The following is a 14,646-nucleotide window of genomic DNA, read 5'->3' on the forward strand; positions in this document are numbered from 1 at the left end:
TTGTTATGACTCCTTCGAGAGCGAGACGAGCACGTCATCGCCGTCGATCTTGACTGTGTAGACGTTCACGGGCTGGGTCGCGGGCGGGCCGGTGGGCTTGCCGGAGCGCACGTCGAAGCACGAGCCGTGCAGCCAGCACTCCAGGGTGCCGTCGTAGACCTCGCCCTCGCTGAGCTTCACCTCGGCGTGGGAGCAGACGTCGCGCAGGGCGAACACCTCGCCGCCCTTGCGCACGAGCGCCACCGGCGTCTCGTCGACCTCCACCCCGATGACTCCCCCGTCGGGGATGTCGTCGAGCTTGCAGACCTTCTCGAACGAACTCATCGCGCGAGCTCCGCCTCCAGCGCGCTCAGCACGCGCTCGCGGATCTCCTCAACCTCGATCTTCTCGACGAGCTGGCCGAGGAAGCCCCTGATGACCAGGCGGCGGGCCTCGTCGTAGGGGATGCCGCGGGCCTGGAGGTAGAAGATGTGCTCGTCGTCGAGCCGGCCGGAGGCGGAGGCGTGCCCCGCCCCGGCGACCTCGCCGGTGAGGATCTCCAGGTTGGGCACCGAGTCGGCGCGGGCGCCGTCGGTCAGGATGAGGTTGCGGTTGAGCTCGTAGGTGTCGGTGCCCTCGGCCTCGACCCTGATGATCACGTCGCCGATCCAGACGGCGTGCGCGTCCTCGCCCTGCAGGGCGCCGCGGTAGTCGACGTTGCTCTTGCAGTTGGGCTGCGAGTGGTCGACCAGCAGGCGGTGCTCCAGGTGCTGCCCGGCGTCCACGAAGTAGACGCCCGACATGTCGGCGTCGCCGCCGGGAGCGGTATAGGACACGTTGGGCGACAGGCGTACGAGGTCGCCGCCGAGCGTCACCGCGAAGCTGCGGAACGTCGCGTCCTTGGCCAGCTGCGCGTGGTGGTGGGAGACGTGGACCGCGTCGTCGTCCCAGTCCTGCAGGCTGACGACCCTGAGCGAGGCCCCGTCGCCGACGACGAACTCGATGTTGTCGGCGTAGACCGCGCTGCCCTTGTGGTCGAGCACGACCACGGCCTCGGCCAGCGGCTCCACCTTGACCACGATGTGGCCGTACGCGGCGCCGTCACCGGAGCCGGTGAGCGTGAGCACGGTCGGCTTGGAGGTGACGGCCTCGCGCGGCACCGTGATGACGGTGGCCTTCTCGAAGCTGTTCCACGCCTGGGCGCTGACCCGGTCGGTGGGCACGAAGGCCTTGCCGACCCGGGCGTCGTCGCGGCCGACCGTCTCGACCGTGACCTCGGGCGCCGCGTCGACGTCCACCCGGACGTGACCGACGGCCTCGGCCTTGCCGCTGTGCAGGCCCTTGAGGCGGGAGAGCGGCGTGAAGCGCCACGCCTCCTCGCGCCCGGTCGGGACCTCGAAGTCGCCCAGCTCGTAGGACGCCTTCTCGTGCAAGGTCGACAAGGGCTTCTCGTTCAGGCCCATCAGCCGACGGCTCCTTCCATCTGCAGCTCGATCAGCCGGTTGAGCTCGAGCGCGTATTCCATGGGCAGCTCACGCGCGATCGGCTCCACGAAGCCGCGCACGATCATCGCCATCGCCTCGTCCTCGTCGAGCCCGCGGCTCATGAGGTAGAACAGCTGGTCCTCGCTGACCTTGGAGACCGTGGCCTCGTGGCCCATCTTGACGTCGTCCTCGCGGACGTCGACGTAGGGGTAGGTGTCGGAGCGGCTGATCTGGTCGACCAGCAGGGCGTCGCACTTGACGGTGCTGGCGCTGCCGTGGGCGCCCTCCTCGATCTGCACGAGACCGCGGTAGGAGGTGCGGCCGCCGCCGCGCGCCACCGACTTGGAGATGACGCTGGAGCTGGTGTTGGGCGCCAGGTGCACCATCTTGGAGCCGGCGTCCTGGTGCTGGCCCTCGCCCGCGAACGCGACGCTCAGCGTCTCACCCTTGGCGTGCTCGCCCATCAGGTAGACGGCCGGGTACTTCATCGTGACCTTGGAGCCGATGTTGCCGTCGATCCACTCCATGGTCGCGCCCTCGTAGGCCACGGCGCGCTTGGTGACCAGGTTGTAGACGTTGTTCGACCAGTTCTGGATGGTCGTGTAACGGCAGCGGGCGTTCTTCTTCACGATGATCTCGACGACCGCGCTGTGCAGCGAGTCGGAGGAGTAGATCGGCGCGGTGCAGCCCTCGACGTAATGGACGTAGCTGTTCTCGTCCACGATGATCAGGGTCCGCTCGAACTGGCCCATGTTCTCGGTGTTGATCCGGAAGTAGGCCTGCAGCGGGATCTCGACCTCGATGTTCGGCGGCACGTAGATGAACGAGCCACCGGACCACACGGCGCTGTTGAGGGCGGCGAACTTGTTGTCGCCCACCGGGATGACCGAGCCGAAGTATTCCTGGAAGATCTCCGGGTGCTCCTTCAGGCCCGTGTCGGTGTCGAGGAAGATGACGCCCTTCTCCTCGAGGTCCTCACGGATCTTGTGGTAGACGACCTCGGACTCGTACTGGGCGGCGACACCGGCGATGAGGCGCTGCTTCTCCGCCTCGGGGATGCCGAGCTTGTCGTAGGTGTTCTTGATGTCGGCGGGCAGCTCGTCCCAGGAAGCGGCCTGCTTCTCGGTGGAGCGCACGAAGTACTTGATGTTGTCGAAGTCGATGCCGGTGAGGTCAGAGCCCCAGGTGGGCAGCGGCTTGCGGTCGAACAGGCGGAGGCCCTTCAGGCGAAGGTCGAGCATCCACTCCGGCTCGTTCTTGAGAGCGGAGATGTTGCGGACGACCTCCTCGGACAGGCCGCGCTTGGCCGCCGCCCCGGCGGCATCCGGGTCGGCCCAGCCGAACTTGTAATTCCCGAGGCCTTCCAGCTCCGGGCGGTCGGTGACAGTCACCTTCCGGTCTCCTTGCTCTTGTCTCTATGTGCGGATTCACCCAGCGACTGTGGGCTCACATGTGTCGTGCAGACCCCGTCGCCGTGGGCGATCGTGGCCAGGCGCTGCACCGGGGTGCCGAGCAGCTGCGCGAACGCCTCTGTCTCGGCCTCGCAGAGCTGCGGGAACTCCGCAGCCGCGTGGGCCACCGGGCAGTGGTGCTGGCAGAGCTGGTCGCCGCCCGACTTGGCCTTGCTGGCCGAGGCGGCATACCCCTCCGCCGACAGCGCCTGCGCCAGCACTTGTACGCGCTGGTCCGCCGGCACCGTCCGCATGACCGGCTCCAGCCGCTTGAGCAGGCTCGAGACCTGCAGGCGGGCGAAGTCGGCCACCGCTTCCTCTCCCATGCGCTCGGCCAGGAAGCGCAGCGCGCTCCCGGCGAGGTCGTCATAGGCGTGCTCGAAAGCACTGCGCCCCGCGTCGGTGATCGCGAACAGCTTGGCGGGGCGTCCGCGCCCGCGCTGCCCGCGCGGCCCGACCGTGCGAGGCTCTATCATTCCGTCAGCCAGCAGCGCGTCCAGGTGGCGGCGGACGGCGGCGGGGGTGAGCCCCAGCCGCTCGCCCAGCGCGGCGGCCGCGACGGGACCATGCTCAAGGATCAGCCGGGCGACGCGGGCACGCGTGCTCCGCTCGCTTCCTGGCTCGATCCCTTGCATGTTTTTCACAACATCAGTGTGCCGTAATTCCTTCCCGGTTCACAAACGGATCTGAGCAGCCCGGGAATGGAATTTCTCACGCAGGGTAGCCTTACCTAACTCTTCCGCAGGAAGGCGAAGGTCAAGCTTGAGCAAAGGATGAGGCCCAGCATCACGCAGGCCATCGGCACGGCGCTGGTGGCGCCCGCGAGACCGACCAGCGGGGCCGCGGCCGCGCCGAGCGCGAACTGCAGCACGCCGAGCAGGGCCGAGGCGCTGCCGGCGATCTGCGCGGGCTGGCTGGCCAGGGCCAGCGCGCCGGTGGCCGGCATGACCAGGCCCTGGCCGAGCATGATGACGAACAGCCCGCCCACGATGCCCCACAGGCCGAGCCCGGTGAGCGCGGCGGTCAGCAGCAGCGAGGCGCCGGTCAGCGCGACGGCGAGCCCGGTGATCACGAGGGTCACCGGCGGCACCCGTCCTGACAGCCGGCCGCCGAGCTGGGCCATGGCGGTCAGGCCGAAGGCGTTGAGCCCGAAGATGAGCGAGTACTGCTGCGGCGTGGCGCCGTACACCTCCTGGAGCACGAACGGCGAGCCGGAGATGTAGCCGAACATGGCCGCGAACGCCAGACTCGCGGTCAGCGCGGTGCCCATGAACATCCGGTCGCGCAGGAGCCTGCCGAACGTGCCGACCGTGTGCTTGAGGCCGCCGCTCTCGCGCTCGGCCGCGGGCAGCGTCTCGCGCACGCCCCCCAGGACGGCCAGCAGCAGCACGATCCCGGCGACGCTGAGCGCCACGAACACGCCGCGCCACGAGGTGAACTCCAGCAGCTGCGCGCCGGCGATGGGCGCCAGGATCGGCGCCAGGCCGCTGACCAGCATGAGCGTGGCGAAGATGCGGGCGATGGCGGCGCCGTCGTACAGGTCGCGGACGACCGCCCGCACGATCACCAGCGCCGCGCCGCCCAGCACGCCCTGCAGCAGGCGGAAGGCGATGAGCATGGGCACCGACGGCGCGAACGCGCACAGCAGCGAGGCGACCATGAAGCCGGCCACGCCCACGATCAGCGGTGTCCTGCGGCCGCGCACGTCGCTGACCGGACCGGCGATCACCTGGCCGATGGACACGCCGATGAGGCAGGCGGTGAGGGTGAGCTGGACCTGCGCCGGCGCGCTGAGCATCTCGGAGGTGATGGCGGGCAGCGCCGGGAGGTACATGTCGATGGACAGGGGCCCGATCGCCGACAAGGCGCCCAGGATCACCAACAGCAGCCCGCGGCTGCTCCTCCTCCGCTCGATCCCGATGGTGGACGTGGACGTGGCTTCGGCCGCCACGGACATGCGTGATCCCCTCTCCCTCGCAGGCCTTTGGCCCACGAGGGCCGAGAGATCAAACCAGGATCCGGTCCTCCGAATTCCCGGTCATCAGATATTTCACGCGATTTCGTGAAGCTGGATGACGGAGAACGTCGCGCCCTGGGGATCGGTGAGCATCGAGAACCGGCCGGGCGGCGCCTCCATCCCCCGCACCAGCACGCTCGCGCCGGCTCCCTCGGCCGCGGCCGTCGTGGCTTCGAGGTCGGCGACCGCGAAGTACGTCATCCAGAACGACGGCGTCGCCGCCGGGTAGTCGGAGAACATCTCGACCATGCCCGCGACGGCCCGCTCCCCCATCTGCCACTCGGTGTACTTGATCCCGTCCATCTCCTGCAGCCGCGGCATCCAGCCGAAGACGGCCGGGTAGAAGCTCTCGGCGGCCGACGGGTCGCGCGTGACCAGCTCGTTCCAGCAGAACGAGACGGGCTCGTTGACCAATTGCGCGCCGTGGTGGTTGCCCGCCTGCCAGGCGGCCGCGTACGAGCCGTCAGGGGCCTGGAAGACCGTCATGACGCCTTCGTCGAAGACCGCCATCGGCTCCATGGTGACGGCGCCGCCGGCGTTCCTGACGCGCTCGGCGAGCGCGGCGGCGTCGTCGGTGGCGACGAACATGTTCCAGAACGAGGGCGACCCCGCGCCCATGACCGGCCCCAGCCCCGCGACCTGCCTGCCCTGGTAAAGGAACATCCCGTAGCCACCGGCCTCGGGGTCGTCGATCATGTCGGCCTGCCAGCCGAAGACCTCACTGTAAAACCGGGCGGAAGCTTCGACGTCGGTGCTGGACAGGTCCACCCAGCACGGGATTCCCGGGTCGTACCCACTGCGTTGCGCCATTGCGCCCTCCTGCTACATGGAGCTCGTCGTCAGACTTTCACCTCTGTTGGCGCCTTTCTGGGAAATGGCCGGGTCAAGACATGTCCAAATCCGGCCAACCCCACCTGCGGCTCGAACCGCCTGCCCCAGTCCCTAAACTCGTGGCCATGGAGTCCCCAGCCGTCGAGATCATCGGCCTGGTCAAACGCTACGGCGGCATCACGGCCGTGGACGGCCTCACGCTGCGCGCCGAGCGGGGCGCGGTGACCGCCGTGCTCGGGCCCAACGGCGCGGGCAAGACGTCCACCGTGGAGATCTGCGAGGGGTTCCGCAGGGCCGACGCGGGCACCGTCCGCGTGCTCGGCCTGACGCCCACGCTGCCCGAGCTGCGGCCGCGGGTGGGGGTCATGCTGCAGTCGGGCGGCGTGCCGCCCGCCATGCGCTGCGCCGAATGGCTGCGCCTGGTCTCGCGCTTCTACGCCCGTCCCCTCGACGCGGAGGCGCTGCTGACGCGGCTGGGGCTGGCCGATCACGTACGCACCCCCTACCGGCGGTTGTCGGGCGGGCAGCAGCAGCGGCTTTCGCTGGCCGCGGCCGTCGTCGGGCGGCCCGAGCTGGTCTTCCTCGACGAGCCGACGGCCGGGCTCGACCCGCAGGCCAGGCACGCCTGCTGGGAGCTGGTGGGCGAGCTGCGCGGGGCGGGCGTGTCGGTGGTGCTGACCACGCACCACATGGACGAGGCCGAGCGGCTGGCGGACCAGGTCGTGATCATCGACAAGGGCCGGGTGGTGGCCGAGGGCAGCCCGGCCTCGCTGACGGGCGCCGAGCGGCAGCTGCGCTTCCGGGCCCGGCCGGGGCTGGCGCTGGAGGAGCTGCTCAACGCGCTCCCCACGGGCAGCGCGGCCAAGGAGTCGCCGGCCGGGCACTACATCATCGAGGGTCAGGTGGGTCCCGAGCTGCTGGCCACGGTGACCGCCTGGTGCGCGGCCGAGGGCGTCACGGCCGACGATCTGCGCATCGAGCGCCGCACGCTGGAGGACGTCTTCCTGGAGCTGACGGGCAGGGAGCTGCGATGACCGGATCGGAGCGCGCGCCCGCCGGGCAGATCGCGCTGGACTTCACGCCCGCGCCCGGGGCGGCGCCGTTCCCGCGCATGGTGCTCGCCCAGGCGGGCGCGGAGATCCGGGCGATGCTCCGCAACGGCGAGCAGCTGCTGCTCACCCTGATCATCCCGGTGCTGCTGCTGACCGGGTTCTCGCTGGCGCCGCTGATCGACATCGGCGGCGGCAGGCGCATCGACTTCCTGGCGCCCGGCGTGCTGGCGCTGGCCGTCATGTCCACGGCCTTCACCGGCCAGGCCATCGCGACCGGCTTCGAGCGCCGCTACGGCGTGCTGAAGCGGCTGGGCGCGACCCCGCTGTCCAGGGCCGGGCTCATGCTCGCCAAGACGTCCGCCGTGGTGGCCGTGGAGGTCATCCAGGCCGTGGTGATCGTGTGCGTCGGCCTGGCGCTGGGCTGGCGGCCGCACGGGTCGTTCCTGAGCGCGGCGCTGCTCATCGTGCTGGGCACGGCGGCGTTCAGCGGGCTTGGGCTGCTCATGGCCGGCACCCTGCGCGCGGAGGCCACCCTGGCCGCCGCCAACCTCGTCTACCTGCTGCTGCTGGGGGCCGGCGGGGTGATCTTCCCGCTGTCGAAGTTCCCCGAAGGCATGCGCCAGGTCCTGGAGTTGCTGCCCATCTCGGCCCTGACCGGCGGCCTGCGCGCGGTCCTCGCCCACGGCGCCGCGCTGCCCCTCGGCCCGCCGGCCGTGCTGGCCGTGTGGGCGGTGCTGTCGCTGGGGCTGGTCTCGCGTACGTTCCGCTGGGAGTAGCTCGGCTCACCCGGTCCGGGGCAGCTCGCCGTGCAGGGTGCCGTAACGACGCCTGGTGAGCGCGGCCGCGGCCGTCAGCGGGATCGCGGCGGTGGCCGCCAGGCCGAACAGCAGGGCGTAGCGGCCGTGCTCGGCCAGCGGGCCGGCCGCCCACGACGCGACCGCGCTGCCCACGAAGAGCGCGCAGGCGAAGAAGGCGATCGTCGTCCCCCTGGCCTCGGGCACCACTGACGTCGCCCACGTCTGCAGCGAGGAGTGCAGGAAGGACCAGCCGCCGCCGAGCAGCAGCGCCGTGACCGCCACGGTGGCCATGTCCACGTGCACGGCGACGATGGCGAACCCGGCGCAGAGCTGCGCCCCGCCCACCGTCATCAGCACGGGAGTGGGCCAGCGCCCCGACAGCCGCCTGACGAGCTTGGTGAACAACCACAGGCCCAGCCCGTACGCGGTGATGGCGAGCCCGGCCACGGCGGCGGCGTACCCCGCGTGCTCCAGGGCGGTGGCCAGGAACGGCATGGCGCCGAGCATGATCGCGCCCTCGACGAACGCGAGCCCGAACACCAGCAGCGCCCAGCCGTGCCCGAGCACCGCGCCCAGGTACCGGCCGACACCGAACCCCCGGCCGTGCGGGAGGGAGCGGGACGGCTCCGGCAGCGAGCGCAGCGCGAGCGCGCAGGCCAGGGCGCAGGCGGCGGGCACGGTGAACGCCACCCGCCAGTCCACCAGGCCCGCGAGCACCCCGCTCAGCCCGGTGGCCAGGGCCGTGCCGAGGGCGGCGGCGCCCATCAGATCGGTCAGCGCGCGTTGCCGGGTCGACGGCTCCACGGTGTCGCCCACGTACGTCAGCCCGGTCGGGATCACCGCGCCGAAGCAGGCGCCCGTCACGATCCTGGCCACCACCAGCGCCCCCAGGACCGGCATCAGCGCCGAGGCCAGCCCCGCCAGCGCCGCGCCGAACAGCGTCCCGCGCATCACCCGCACCCGGCCGAACCGGTCGGACAGCAGCCCCCACAGCGGCTGGGTGAGCCCGTAGGCGAGGTAGTAGCCGCTGGCGGCCGCGACGGCGGCGGACAGCGGGACCTTCAGGTCCACCGCGATCAGCACGAGCATGGGGCTCACGGCGAAGCGGTCGAAGCTGCTGACGAACGAGGCCGCGGACAGGGCCAGCGGCGGCCGGGCGAGACTCGTGGGGGACTTCATACGATCAATGATCCAAGAGCCATCCATAACACCCTATGTCGGGTCATGTCGCAGGCCACGAGTACGCTCTGACCGTCATCCCCTGAAGCCCGTGAGGAGTCCTGTGACCGCGTTCGCCCTCGACGATCCCTTCGATCGCGGCTCCGGCCTGCCCAGGCCGGGAAACCTGCTGCGCACGGCCGCCGACTCGATCCCGCCGTCCGGGCTCGTGCTGCTGGCCATCGTCTCGGTGCAGCTGGGCGCCGGGTTCGCGAAGGAGCTGTTCGCGGCGCTGCCGCCGAGCGCGGTGGTGTTCCTCCGGATCACGGCCGGGGCGCTGATCATGGGGGCGCTCGTCCGGCCCCGGCTGAAGGGCCTGTCCTGGCGCGACTGGGCGGTGGGGATCGGGTTCGGGGTGACGCTCGCCCTCATGAACCTGACGTTCTACGAGGCTTTGTCGCGGCTGCCGATGGGGATCGCGGTGGCCATCGAGTTCCTGGGGCCGCTGGGGGTGGCCGTGGCGGCCTCGCGGCGCAGGATCGACCTGCTGTGGATCGGCCTGGCGGGCGCGGGCGTGGTGCTGCTGGCGCCATGGGGGCAGTCGGCGTCGGTGAGCTGGCTCGGCATCGGGTTCGCGATGCTGGCGGCCGTCGGCTGGGCCGGGTACATCCTGCTGTCGGCGGCGGCCGGGCAGCGATTCCCCGGGACGAGCGGGCTGTCGTTCGCGATGATCGTCTCAGCCCTGGTGGTCGCCCCCGTCGGCATCGCGACGGGCGGGGCGGAGCTGTTGCAGCCGGAGCTGCTGCTGATCGGGCTCGGCGTGGGGCTGCTGTCGTCGGTGATCCCGTACTCGCTCGAACTCCAGGCGCTGCGGCGGATGCCCAAGCACGTGTTCGGCATCCTCATGAGCCTGGAGCCGGCCGTGGCGGCGCTGATCGGCGTGATGCTGCTGAACGAGGTCCTGCACGCGCAGCAGTGGGCGGCGATCGTCTGCATCGTGGCCGCCAGCCTGGGCTCGACCCGGCGGCGCAAGGTCTGACGCGGGAGCTGTGGCGGGCCGCCGCGCGCCCGTGGGATGGGGTCTCGGGCGCGCGGCGGAGGGCTCGGCTTTGGTGGGCGGGGTAGGCCGAGCCCATGGAAGGTCAGCGGAGTGCGGGTGTCCGCGTGACCAGGCATGCGCCACCCACCGGAATCGGTGGTGGCCGGTCCGCTTGGGACCTGGACGACGGGGCCGCCGGCGGACGCTTGGGGCGTCGCTCTTTCGACCCGAGATGAGAGTACCGCCATCCCGGTCCGCGCGATCCCCGAATGTCAGAACTTAGTGGGCGAAAAACGGACGAGTCCACCCACCAGCAGCTTCTCAGTGCTCGGCCCAGATCCCCCGCACGTGGCCGATGTGCTCCTTCATGAGGTGTTCGACGGCCTGGCGGTCGCCGCTCTTGAGGGCGTCGAGCAGCGCCAGGTGCTCCCTGGCCGACTCGCCCAGCACGTCGCGCTCCCGGAGCTGGGACAGGCCATAGAGCCTGGCCCTGTTGCGCAGGTCGCGCACCACCTCGACCAGGTGGGCGTTGCCCGCCAGGGTCAGCAGCTCGACGTGGAAGCGCAGGTCGGCGTCCACGTACGCGAGCAGGTCACCGCGTTCGGCGGCCGAGACGATCTCCTCGGCGACGGGCCTGAGCCGCTCGAGCTCCGCCTCCCGCGCGCCACCGGCCAGCCGCGCGACGGTGGGCACCTCGATCAGCTGGCGGATCTCGGTGAGCTCGTCGAGGTCGCGGTCGGACAGCTCGGTCACCCGGAAGCCCTTGTTACGTACCGCCTCGACCAGGCCCTCCTTGGCGAGGTCGAGCATGGCCTCGCGCACCGGCGTGGCCGAGACGCCGAACTGGGCGGCCAGCACCGGCGCGGAGTAGACCACTCCCGGCCGCATCTCGCCGGTGATCAGCGCGGCACGCAGCGCGTGCGCGACCTGCTCGCGCAGGCTCTGCCGCTCCCCCACCATCGGCAGGTCGAGCCGGTCCTCGGCAGCCATCCGCATCCCTTTCTACTTCCAAGCCTCGTACGCGGCGGCCGCGACCACGAGGTCCTCCCAGGCCATGCCCGTGCTCTTGAACACGCGCGGCCCCGTGCCGGCGACCACCCGACCCGCGACGAGGTCGGCGAGGTTGCCCGCGAGATGACCAGCGGTGATCGTGCCCTCGCGGATCGGGATGAGCAGATCGCCCGCCTCCTCCAGGGCGGCCGCCCTGGCCTCGACGACCACGGTGGCGCGGGCGATGAGGTCGCCGTCGAGCTCGCGGGCGCCGGGCTCGTGCGACCCGACCGCGACGACGGTGCCGCCGTCGCGGGCGAGCTTACCCGGGAACAGCGGTTCTCTCGCTGTCGTGCAGCACGCGACGACGTCGGCCCCGGCCAGTGCCTCCGCCGCGTCGGACCGCCGCAGGGCGCGGGCGGTCAGGCCGAGCGCGCGGCAGCGGCCGGCGAGCGCCTCCGCGCGGTCCTGGTCGCGCCCGACCACGGTCACGTCCTCGATGGGCCGCACCTCCCGCAGCGCGAGCACGTGCCCCCACGCCTGCGGGCCGCTCCCGAACACCACCAGCCGCCGGGCGTCCCCGTCCGCCAGGTGGCTGACGGCGAGCGCCGAGACGGCGGGGGTGCGCAGGGAGGTGAGCGCGATCCCGTCCAGGGCCGCGAGCGGGGTGAGGGTGTCGCCGTCGAACAGCAGGTACGTCCCCTGGATCCGGGGCAGCTCGCGATCGGGGTTGCCGGGCGTGATGGTGACGGCCTTCACCCCCGCGTACCGTCCGGCCGCGGCGGGCATGAGCAGGAGCTGCCCGGCCGGCAGGTCCACGATCGGCCGCTGCGGCGTGGCCTCGGGGTCGAGGCCGGCGCGCAGGGCGTCCTCCAGGATCCCTACGGCGCGCCCCATCGGCACCAGCCGCTCCACTGTGGCGGCGTCGAGATATGGCAGTACGGTCATCGCAGCGTGAACCCCACACCCATCGGATCGTCGGAATCGAGCTCGAAGACGTGCCGCCCGGTCCGGTAGGCCATGCCTTCGATCTCCGGGACGACCCCCTCGTCGCGTACCTCGGCCACGCGCGCCAGGAAGGTGCTCCCGACGACGCTGTCGTGGATCAGGGGCGCGCGCAGCCCCGAGTCGTGCAGCAGCGCCATCCGCGCCGCCGTGCCCGACCCGCAGGGCGAGCGGTCCACCTCCCCGTCGGCGAACACCGTCACGTTCCGCTGGTGCGCGGCCCCGTCCCGGTCCGGCAGCTCGTCGTAGAAGATCACGCCGTAGACGCCGGACAGCCGGTCGTCGGACGGGTGCCGGGCGGCCGGATGGTCCGCCAGATCCGCCTTGATGCGGCGGGCGTGGCCGATGAGCGCCGTCAGGTTCGCGGGCTCCACGGACAGGCCCACCGCCGCGGCGGGCAGCGACGCGTAGATCGCGCCGCCGTACGAGACGTCGACCTTGGTCCTGGCGGCGGCCACGTCCCGCGCCACCACGAACGACGGCACGCTGACGAACGTCACCCCGGTCACCTTGCCCCCGGAGCAGCGCACCCGCGCCGTGACGCGCCCCGACGGCACGTCGACGACCACGTCGGTCTCCCCGTCGGGGTCGGCGGCCACCAGCCCCTCGTGCACGGCGTAGGCGCCGAGCGCGATGGTGCCGTGGCCGCAGGCGGTGGAGAACCCGTCCTTGTGCCAGAACAGCGCCCCGAACGCGGCCCCCGGGTCGTCCGGCGGGACGAGGAAGCAGCCGTACATGTCGGCGTGGCCGCGCGGCTCCTGGCACAGCAGCCGCCGCACGTCGTCGAACCGGGGGTCGGCGACGGCGGTGGAGCGGCGCGAGAGCACGTCCGCCCCGGGGACCTCGGGCACGCCGCCGGTCACGATCCGGAACGGCTCCCCGCCCGTGTGGTAATCGGTCGTCGTGATCGTGGTCCCGGCCAGGCCGGAACCACGTTCGTCACGCTCGCTCACAGCTCGAACCCGGCGGGGAACGGGTCGCGCGGGTCAAGGAAGTATTGGGCGGTGCCGGTGACCCAGGCGCGGCCGGTGATCGAGGGCACGACGGCCGGCTCGCCGCCCACGGTGGTCTCCTCCAGCAGCCGCCCGATGAACCGGGTCCCGATGAACGACTCGTTCACGAAGTCCCGGCCGAGCGGCAGCTCCCCTCTGGCGTGCAGCTGCGCCATCCGCGCGCTGGTGCCGGTGCCGCACGGCGAGCGGTCGAACCAGCCCGGGTGGATGGCCATCGCGTGCCGCGAGTGGTGGGCGTCCGAGCCGGGGGCGGCGAAGTAGACGTGGTGACAGCCGCGGATGCGGTCGTCCTCGCGGTGCACGGGCTCGTCGGCCGCGTTGATCGCCTCCATGGTGGCCAGGCCGGCGGCGATGATCTCGTTCTTGGCCCTGCGGTCGAAGGGCAGGCCGTAGGAGTCGAGGTCGACGACGGCGTAGAAGTTGCCGCCGTACGCGAGGTCGTACGGGATCTCCCCGAACCCGGGCACCTTCACGACGGCGTCCAGCCGGTCGCTGTAGGAGGGCACGTTGCGCAGCGTCACCGCCATGGCCTGGCCGTCCTCGACGGCCACGTCCACCTCGACGAGCCCGGCGGGCACCTCCAGGCGCACGGTGGTGACCGGCTCCACGACCTCGACCATGCCCGTCTCGACGAGCACGGTGGCCACGCCGATGGTGCCGTGCCCGCACATCGGCAGCAGCCCCGACACCTCGATGAACAGCACGCCGTAGTCCGCGTCCGGCCTGGTGGGCGGCTGCAGGATGGCGCCGCTCATGGCGGAGTGGCCGCGCGGCTCGGTCATCAGCAGGGTGCGGATGTGGTCGAGGTTGTCACGGAAGTAGACGCGCCGCTCGGCCATGCTCGCGCCCGGGATCACGCCTATCCCGCCGGTGATGACGCGGGTGGGCATGCCCTCGGTGTGGGAGTCGACGGCGTGGAAAACGCGTTTTGTCCTCATCGCAGCCCTTCTGCCAGTGCCTTCTCGGTCGCCGCTCGCACGATAGCGGCCTGCTCGTCCGTCAGCGGCTGCCTGGGCTGCCTGCACGGCCCGCCGTGGCGGCCCGCGAGGTCCATGGACAGCTTGATGGCCTGGACGAACTCCGTCTTGGAGTCCCAGCGCAGCAGGGGGTGCAGGGTCCGGTAAAGAGGCAGCGCGGTCTCCAGGTCGCCGGCGACGGCGGCGCGGTAGAGCGCGGCGTTGGAGACGGGCAGCGCGTTGGGGTAGCCGGCGATCCAGCCGACGGCCCCGGCCACGGCGAGCTCGAGCAGCACGTCGTCGGAGCCGATCAGCAGGTCCAGCTCGGGGGCCAGCTCGGCCAGCTCGTACGCGCGCCGCACGTCGCCGCTGAACTCCTTGATCGCCACGATCAGCCCCTCCTCGTGCAGCTTGGCCAGCAGCGCGGGAGTCAGGTCCACCTTGGTGTCGTACGGGTTGTTGTAGGCCACGACGGGCAGGCCCACCTTGGCGACCTCGCGGTAGTGCTCGATGACGGCCCGTTCGTCGGCGCGGTAGGAGTTGGGCGGCAGCAGGAGCAGCGAACCGCAGCCGGCCTCGGCCGCCTGCTCGGCCCACCGGCGCGACTCCGCGGCGCCGTACGCGCCCACTCCGGCCATCACCCGGCGCCCGCCCACGGCCTGGACGGCGGTCTCGACCACCTTGGCCCGCTCCTCCGCGGTGAGCGTCTGGTACTCGCCCAGCGAACCGTTGACCGCGACGCCGTCGCAGTCGTTCTCGACCAGCCAGCGGCAGTGGTCGGCGTAGCCGTCGTAGTCGACGGAGAGGTCGTCGCGCAGGGGCAGCGCGGTGGCCACCATGATGCCGTGCCAGGCTTTGGTGCGGTTGTCCATTA

The 14,646-nt window shown here is 71.5% G+C and carries 15 protein-coding genes; 3 read left to right on the plus strand and 12 right to left on the minus strand.

Annotated elements, in window-relative coordinates; translation table 11 throughout:
* Positions 1-3 precede the first annotated feature (3 nt).
* The 6 genes from ACWDRB_RS29160 to ACWDRB_RS29185 all read right to left on the minus strand — a co-directional run bounded on the left by ACWDRB_RS29160 (position 4) and on the right by ACWDRB_RS29185 (position 5,741).
* Positions 4-324: a non-heme iron oxygenase ferredoxin subunit gene (locus ACWDRB_RS29160; RefSeq protein WP_350740049.1), complete on the minus strand. Its 321-nt coding sequence runs from the start codon at positions 322-324 to the stop codon at positions 4-6.
* Positions 321-1,442, minus strand: coding sequence for a Fe-S cluster assembly protein SufD (gene sufD, locus ACWDRB_RS29165; RefSeq protein WP_363970015.1), 1,122 nt, complete (start codon positions 1,440-1,442; stop codon positions 321-323). The genes ACWDRB_RS29160 and sufD overlap by 4 nt, the downstream gene beginning before the upstream one ends.
* Complete coding sequence (gene sufB / locus ACWDRB_RS29170) at positions 1,442-2,854, minus strand: Fe-S cluster assembly protein SufB (RefSeq protein ID WP_350740043.1); 1,413 nt, start codon at positions 2,852-2,854, stop codon at positions 1,442-1,444. Before sufB ends, sufD begins: the two co-directional genes overlap by 1 nt.
* Positions 2,851-3,549, minus strand: coding sequence for a helix-turn-helix transcriptional regulator (locus ACWDRB_RS29175; RefSeq protein WP_449898979.1), 699 nt, complete (start codon positions 3,547-3,549; stop codon positions 2,851-2,853). The genes sufB and ACWDRB_RS29175 overlap by 4 nt, the downstream gene beginning before the upstream one ends.
* A 95-nt stretch (positions 3,550-3,644) precedes the next feature.
* The gene (locus tag ACWDRB_RS29180) at positions 3,645-4,871 is read right to left on the minus strand and encodes a multidrug effflux MFS transporter (RefSeq protein ID WP_449898871.1); all 1,227 of its coding nucleotides are present in this window, start codon (positions 4,869-4,871) and stop codon (positions 3,645-3,647) included.
* Between the two features lie 93 nt (positions 4,872-4,964).
* Positions 4,965-5,741, minus strand: a complete 777-nt coding sequence (locus ACWDRB_RS29185) for a VOC family protein (protein ID WP_449898873.1) — start codon at positions 5,739-5,741, stop codon at positions 4,965-4,967.
* 146 nt (positions 5,742-5,887) lie between these two features.
* Here ACWDRB_RS29185 and ACWDRB_RS29190 point away from each other — a divergent pair, with 146 nt between their 5' ends.
* Positions 5,888-6,796 (plus strand): ABC transporter ATP-binding protein, encoded by a 909-nt coding sequence (locus tag ACWDRB_RS29190; RefSeq protein WP_449898875.1) that lies wholly within the window; start codon positions 5,888-5,890, stop codon positions 6,794-6,796.
* The gene (locus ACWDRB_RS29195; protein WP_449898877.1) at positions 6,793-7,590 is read left to right on the plus strand and encodes an ABC transporter permease; all 798 of its coding nucleotides are present in this window, start codon (positions 6,793-6,795) and stop codon (positions 7,588-7,590) included. Before ACWDRB_RS29190 ends, ACWDRB_RS29195 begins: the two co-directional genes overlap by 4 nt.
* A 6-nt stretch (positions 7,591-7,596) precedes the next feature.
* On the opposite strand, the gene ACWDRB_RS29200 is transcribed toward ACWDRB_RS29195, so the two are convergent.
* The gene (locus ACWDRB_RS29200) at positions 7,597-8,790 is read right to left on the minus strand and encodes an MFS transporter (protein WP_449898880.1); all 1,194 of its coding nucleotides are present in this window, start codon (positions 8,788-8,790) and stop codon (positions 7,597-7,599) included.
* A gap of 103 nt (positions 8,791-8,893) precedes the next feature.
* Between ACWDRB_RS29200 and ACWDRB_RS29205 the strand changes: the two genes are divergently transcribed.
* On the plus strand, positions 8,894-9,808 hold the full coding sequence (locus ACWDRB_RS29205) for an EamA family transporter (protein ID WP_397371723.1): 915 nt from the start codon (positions 8,894-8,896) through the stop codon (positions 9,806-9,808).
* Between the two features lie 321 nt (positions 9,809-10,129).
* On the opposite strand, the gene ACWDRB_RS29210 is transcribed toward ACWDRB_RS29205, so the two are convergent.
* Genes ACWDRB_RS29210 through ACWDRB_RS29230 form a run of 5 tightly spaced genes read right to left on the minus strand, consistent with a single transcriptional unit; the run spans position 10,130 to position 14,644 of the window.
* Positions 10,130-10,798, minus strand: coding sequence for a GntR family transcriptional regulator (locus tag ACWDRB_RS29210; protein ID WP_350740024.1), 669 nt, complete (start codon positions 10,796-10,798; stop codon positions 10,130-10,132).
* A gap of 12 nt (positions 10,799-10,810) precedes the next feature.
* A complete protein-coding gene (locus ACWDRB_RS29215) occupies positions 10,811-11,746 on the minus strand; it encodes an ornithine cyclodeaminase family protein (RefSeq protein ID WP_449898884.1) in 936 nt (311 codons plus the stop codon).
* Positions 11,743-12,756, minus strand: coding sequence for a proline racemase family protein (locus ACWDRB_RS29220; protein WP_449898886.1), 1,014 nt, complete (start codon positions 12,754-12,756; stop codon positions 11,743-11,745). Before ACWDRB_RS29220 ends, ACWDRB_RS29215 begins: the two co-directional genes overlap by 4 nt.
* Positions 12,753-13,754, minus strand: a complete 1,002-nt coding sequence (locus ACWDRB_RS29225) for a proline racemase family protein (RefSeq protein ID WP_350740016.1) — start codon at positions 13,752-13,754, stop codon at positions 12,753-12,755. The genes ACWDRB_RS29220 and ACWDRB_RS29225 overlap by 4 nt, the downstream gene beginning before the upstream one ends.
* A complete protein-coding gene (locus ACWDRB_RS29230) occupies positions 13,751-14,644 on the minus strand; it encodes a dihydrodipicolinate synthase family protein (RefSeq protein ID WP_363970032.1) in 894 nt (297 codons plus the stop codon). Before ACWDRB_RS29230 ends, ACWDRB_RS29225 begins: the two co-directional genes overlap by 4 nt.
* Positions 14,645-14,646 lie beyond the last annotated feature (2 nt).

This window comes from Nonomuraea sp. NPDC003707 (assembly GCF_053587055.1).

Excerpts from the sequence above, each read along its gene's own strand:
- ACWDRB_RS29160 (WP_350740049.1), bottom strand. The coding sequence starts at position 324 with ATGAGTTCGTTCGAGAAGGTCTGCAAGCTCGACGACATCCCCGACGGG.
- sufD (WP_363970015.1), bottom strand. The coding sequence starts at position 1,442 with ATGGGCCTGAACGAGAAGCCCTTGTCGACCTTGCACGAGAAGGCGTCC.
- ACWDRB_RS29175 (WP_449898979.1), bottom strand. The coding sequence starts at position 3,549 with ATGCAAGGGATCGAGCCAGGAAGCGAGCGGAGCACGCGTGCCCGCGTC.
- ACWDRB_RS29180 (WP_449898871.1), bottom strand. The coding sequence starts at position 4,871 with ATGTCCGTGGCGGCCGAAGCCACGTCCACGTCCACCATCGGGATCGAG.
- ACWDRB_RS29185 (WP_449898873.1), bottom strand. The coding sequence starts at position 5,741 with ATGGCGCAACGCAGTGGGTACGACCCGGGAATCCCGTGCTGGGTGGAC.
- ACWDRB_RS29190 (WP_449898875.1), top strand. The coding sequence starts at position 5,888 with ATGGAGTCCCCAGCCGTCGAGATCATCGGCCTGGTCAAACGCTACGGC.
- ACWDRB_RS29195 (WP_449898877.1), top strand. The coding sequence starts at position 6,793 with ATGACCGGATCGGAGCGCGCGCCCGCCGGGCAGATCGCGCTGGACTTC.
- ACWDRB_RS29200 (WP_449898880.1), bottom strand. The coding sequence starts at position 8,790 with ATGAAGTCCCCCACGAGTCTCGCCCGGCCGCCGCTGGCCCTGTCCGCG.
- ACWDRB_RS29210 (WP_350740024.1), bottom strand. The coding sequence starts at position 10,798 with ATGGCTGCCGAGGACCGGCTCGACCTGCCGATGGTGGGGGAGCGGCAG.
- ACWDRB_RS29215 (WP_449898884.1), bottom strand. The coding sequence starts at position 11,746 with ATGACCGTACTGCCATATCTCGACGCCGCCACAGTGGAGCGGCTGGTG.
- ACWDRB_RS29225 (WP_350740016.1), bottom strand. The coding sequence starts at position 13,754 with ATGAGGACAAAACGCGTTTTCCACGCCGTCGACTCCCACACCGAGGGC.
- ACWDRB_RS29230 (WP_363970032.1), bottom strand. The coding sequence starts at position 14,644 with ATGGACAACCGCACCAAAGCCTGGCACGGCATCATGGTGGCCACCGCG.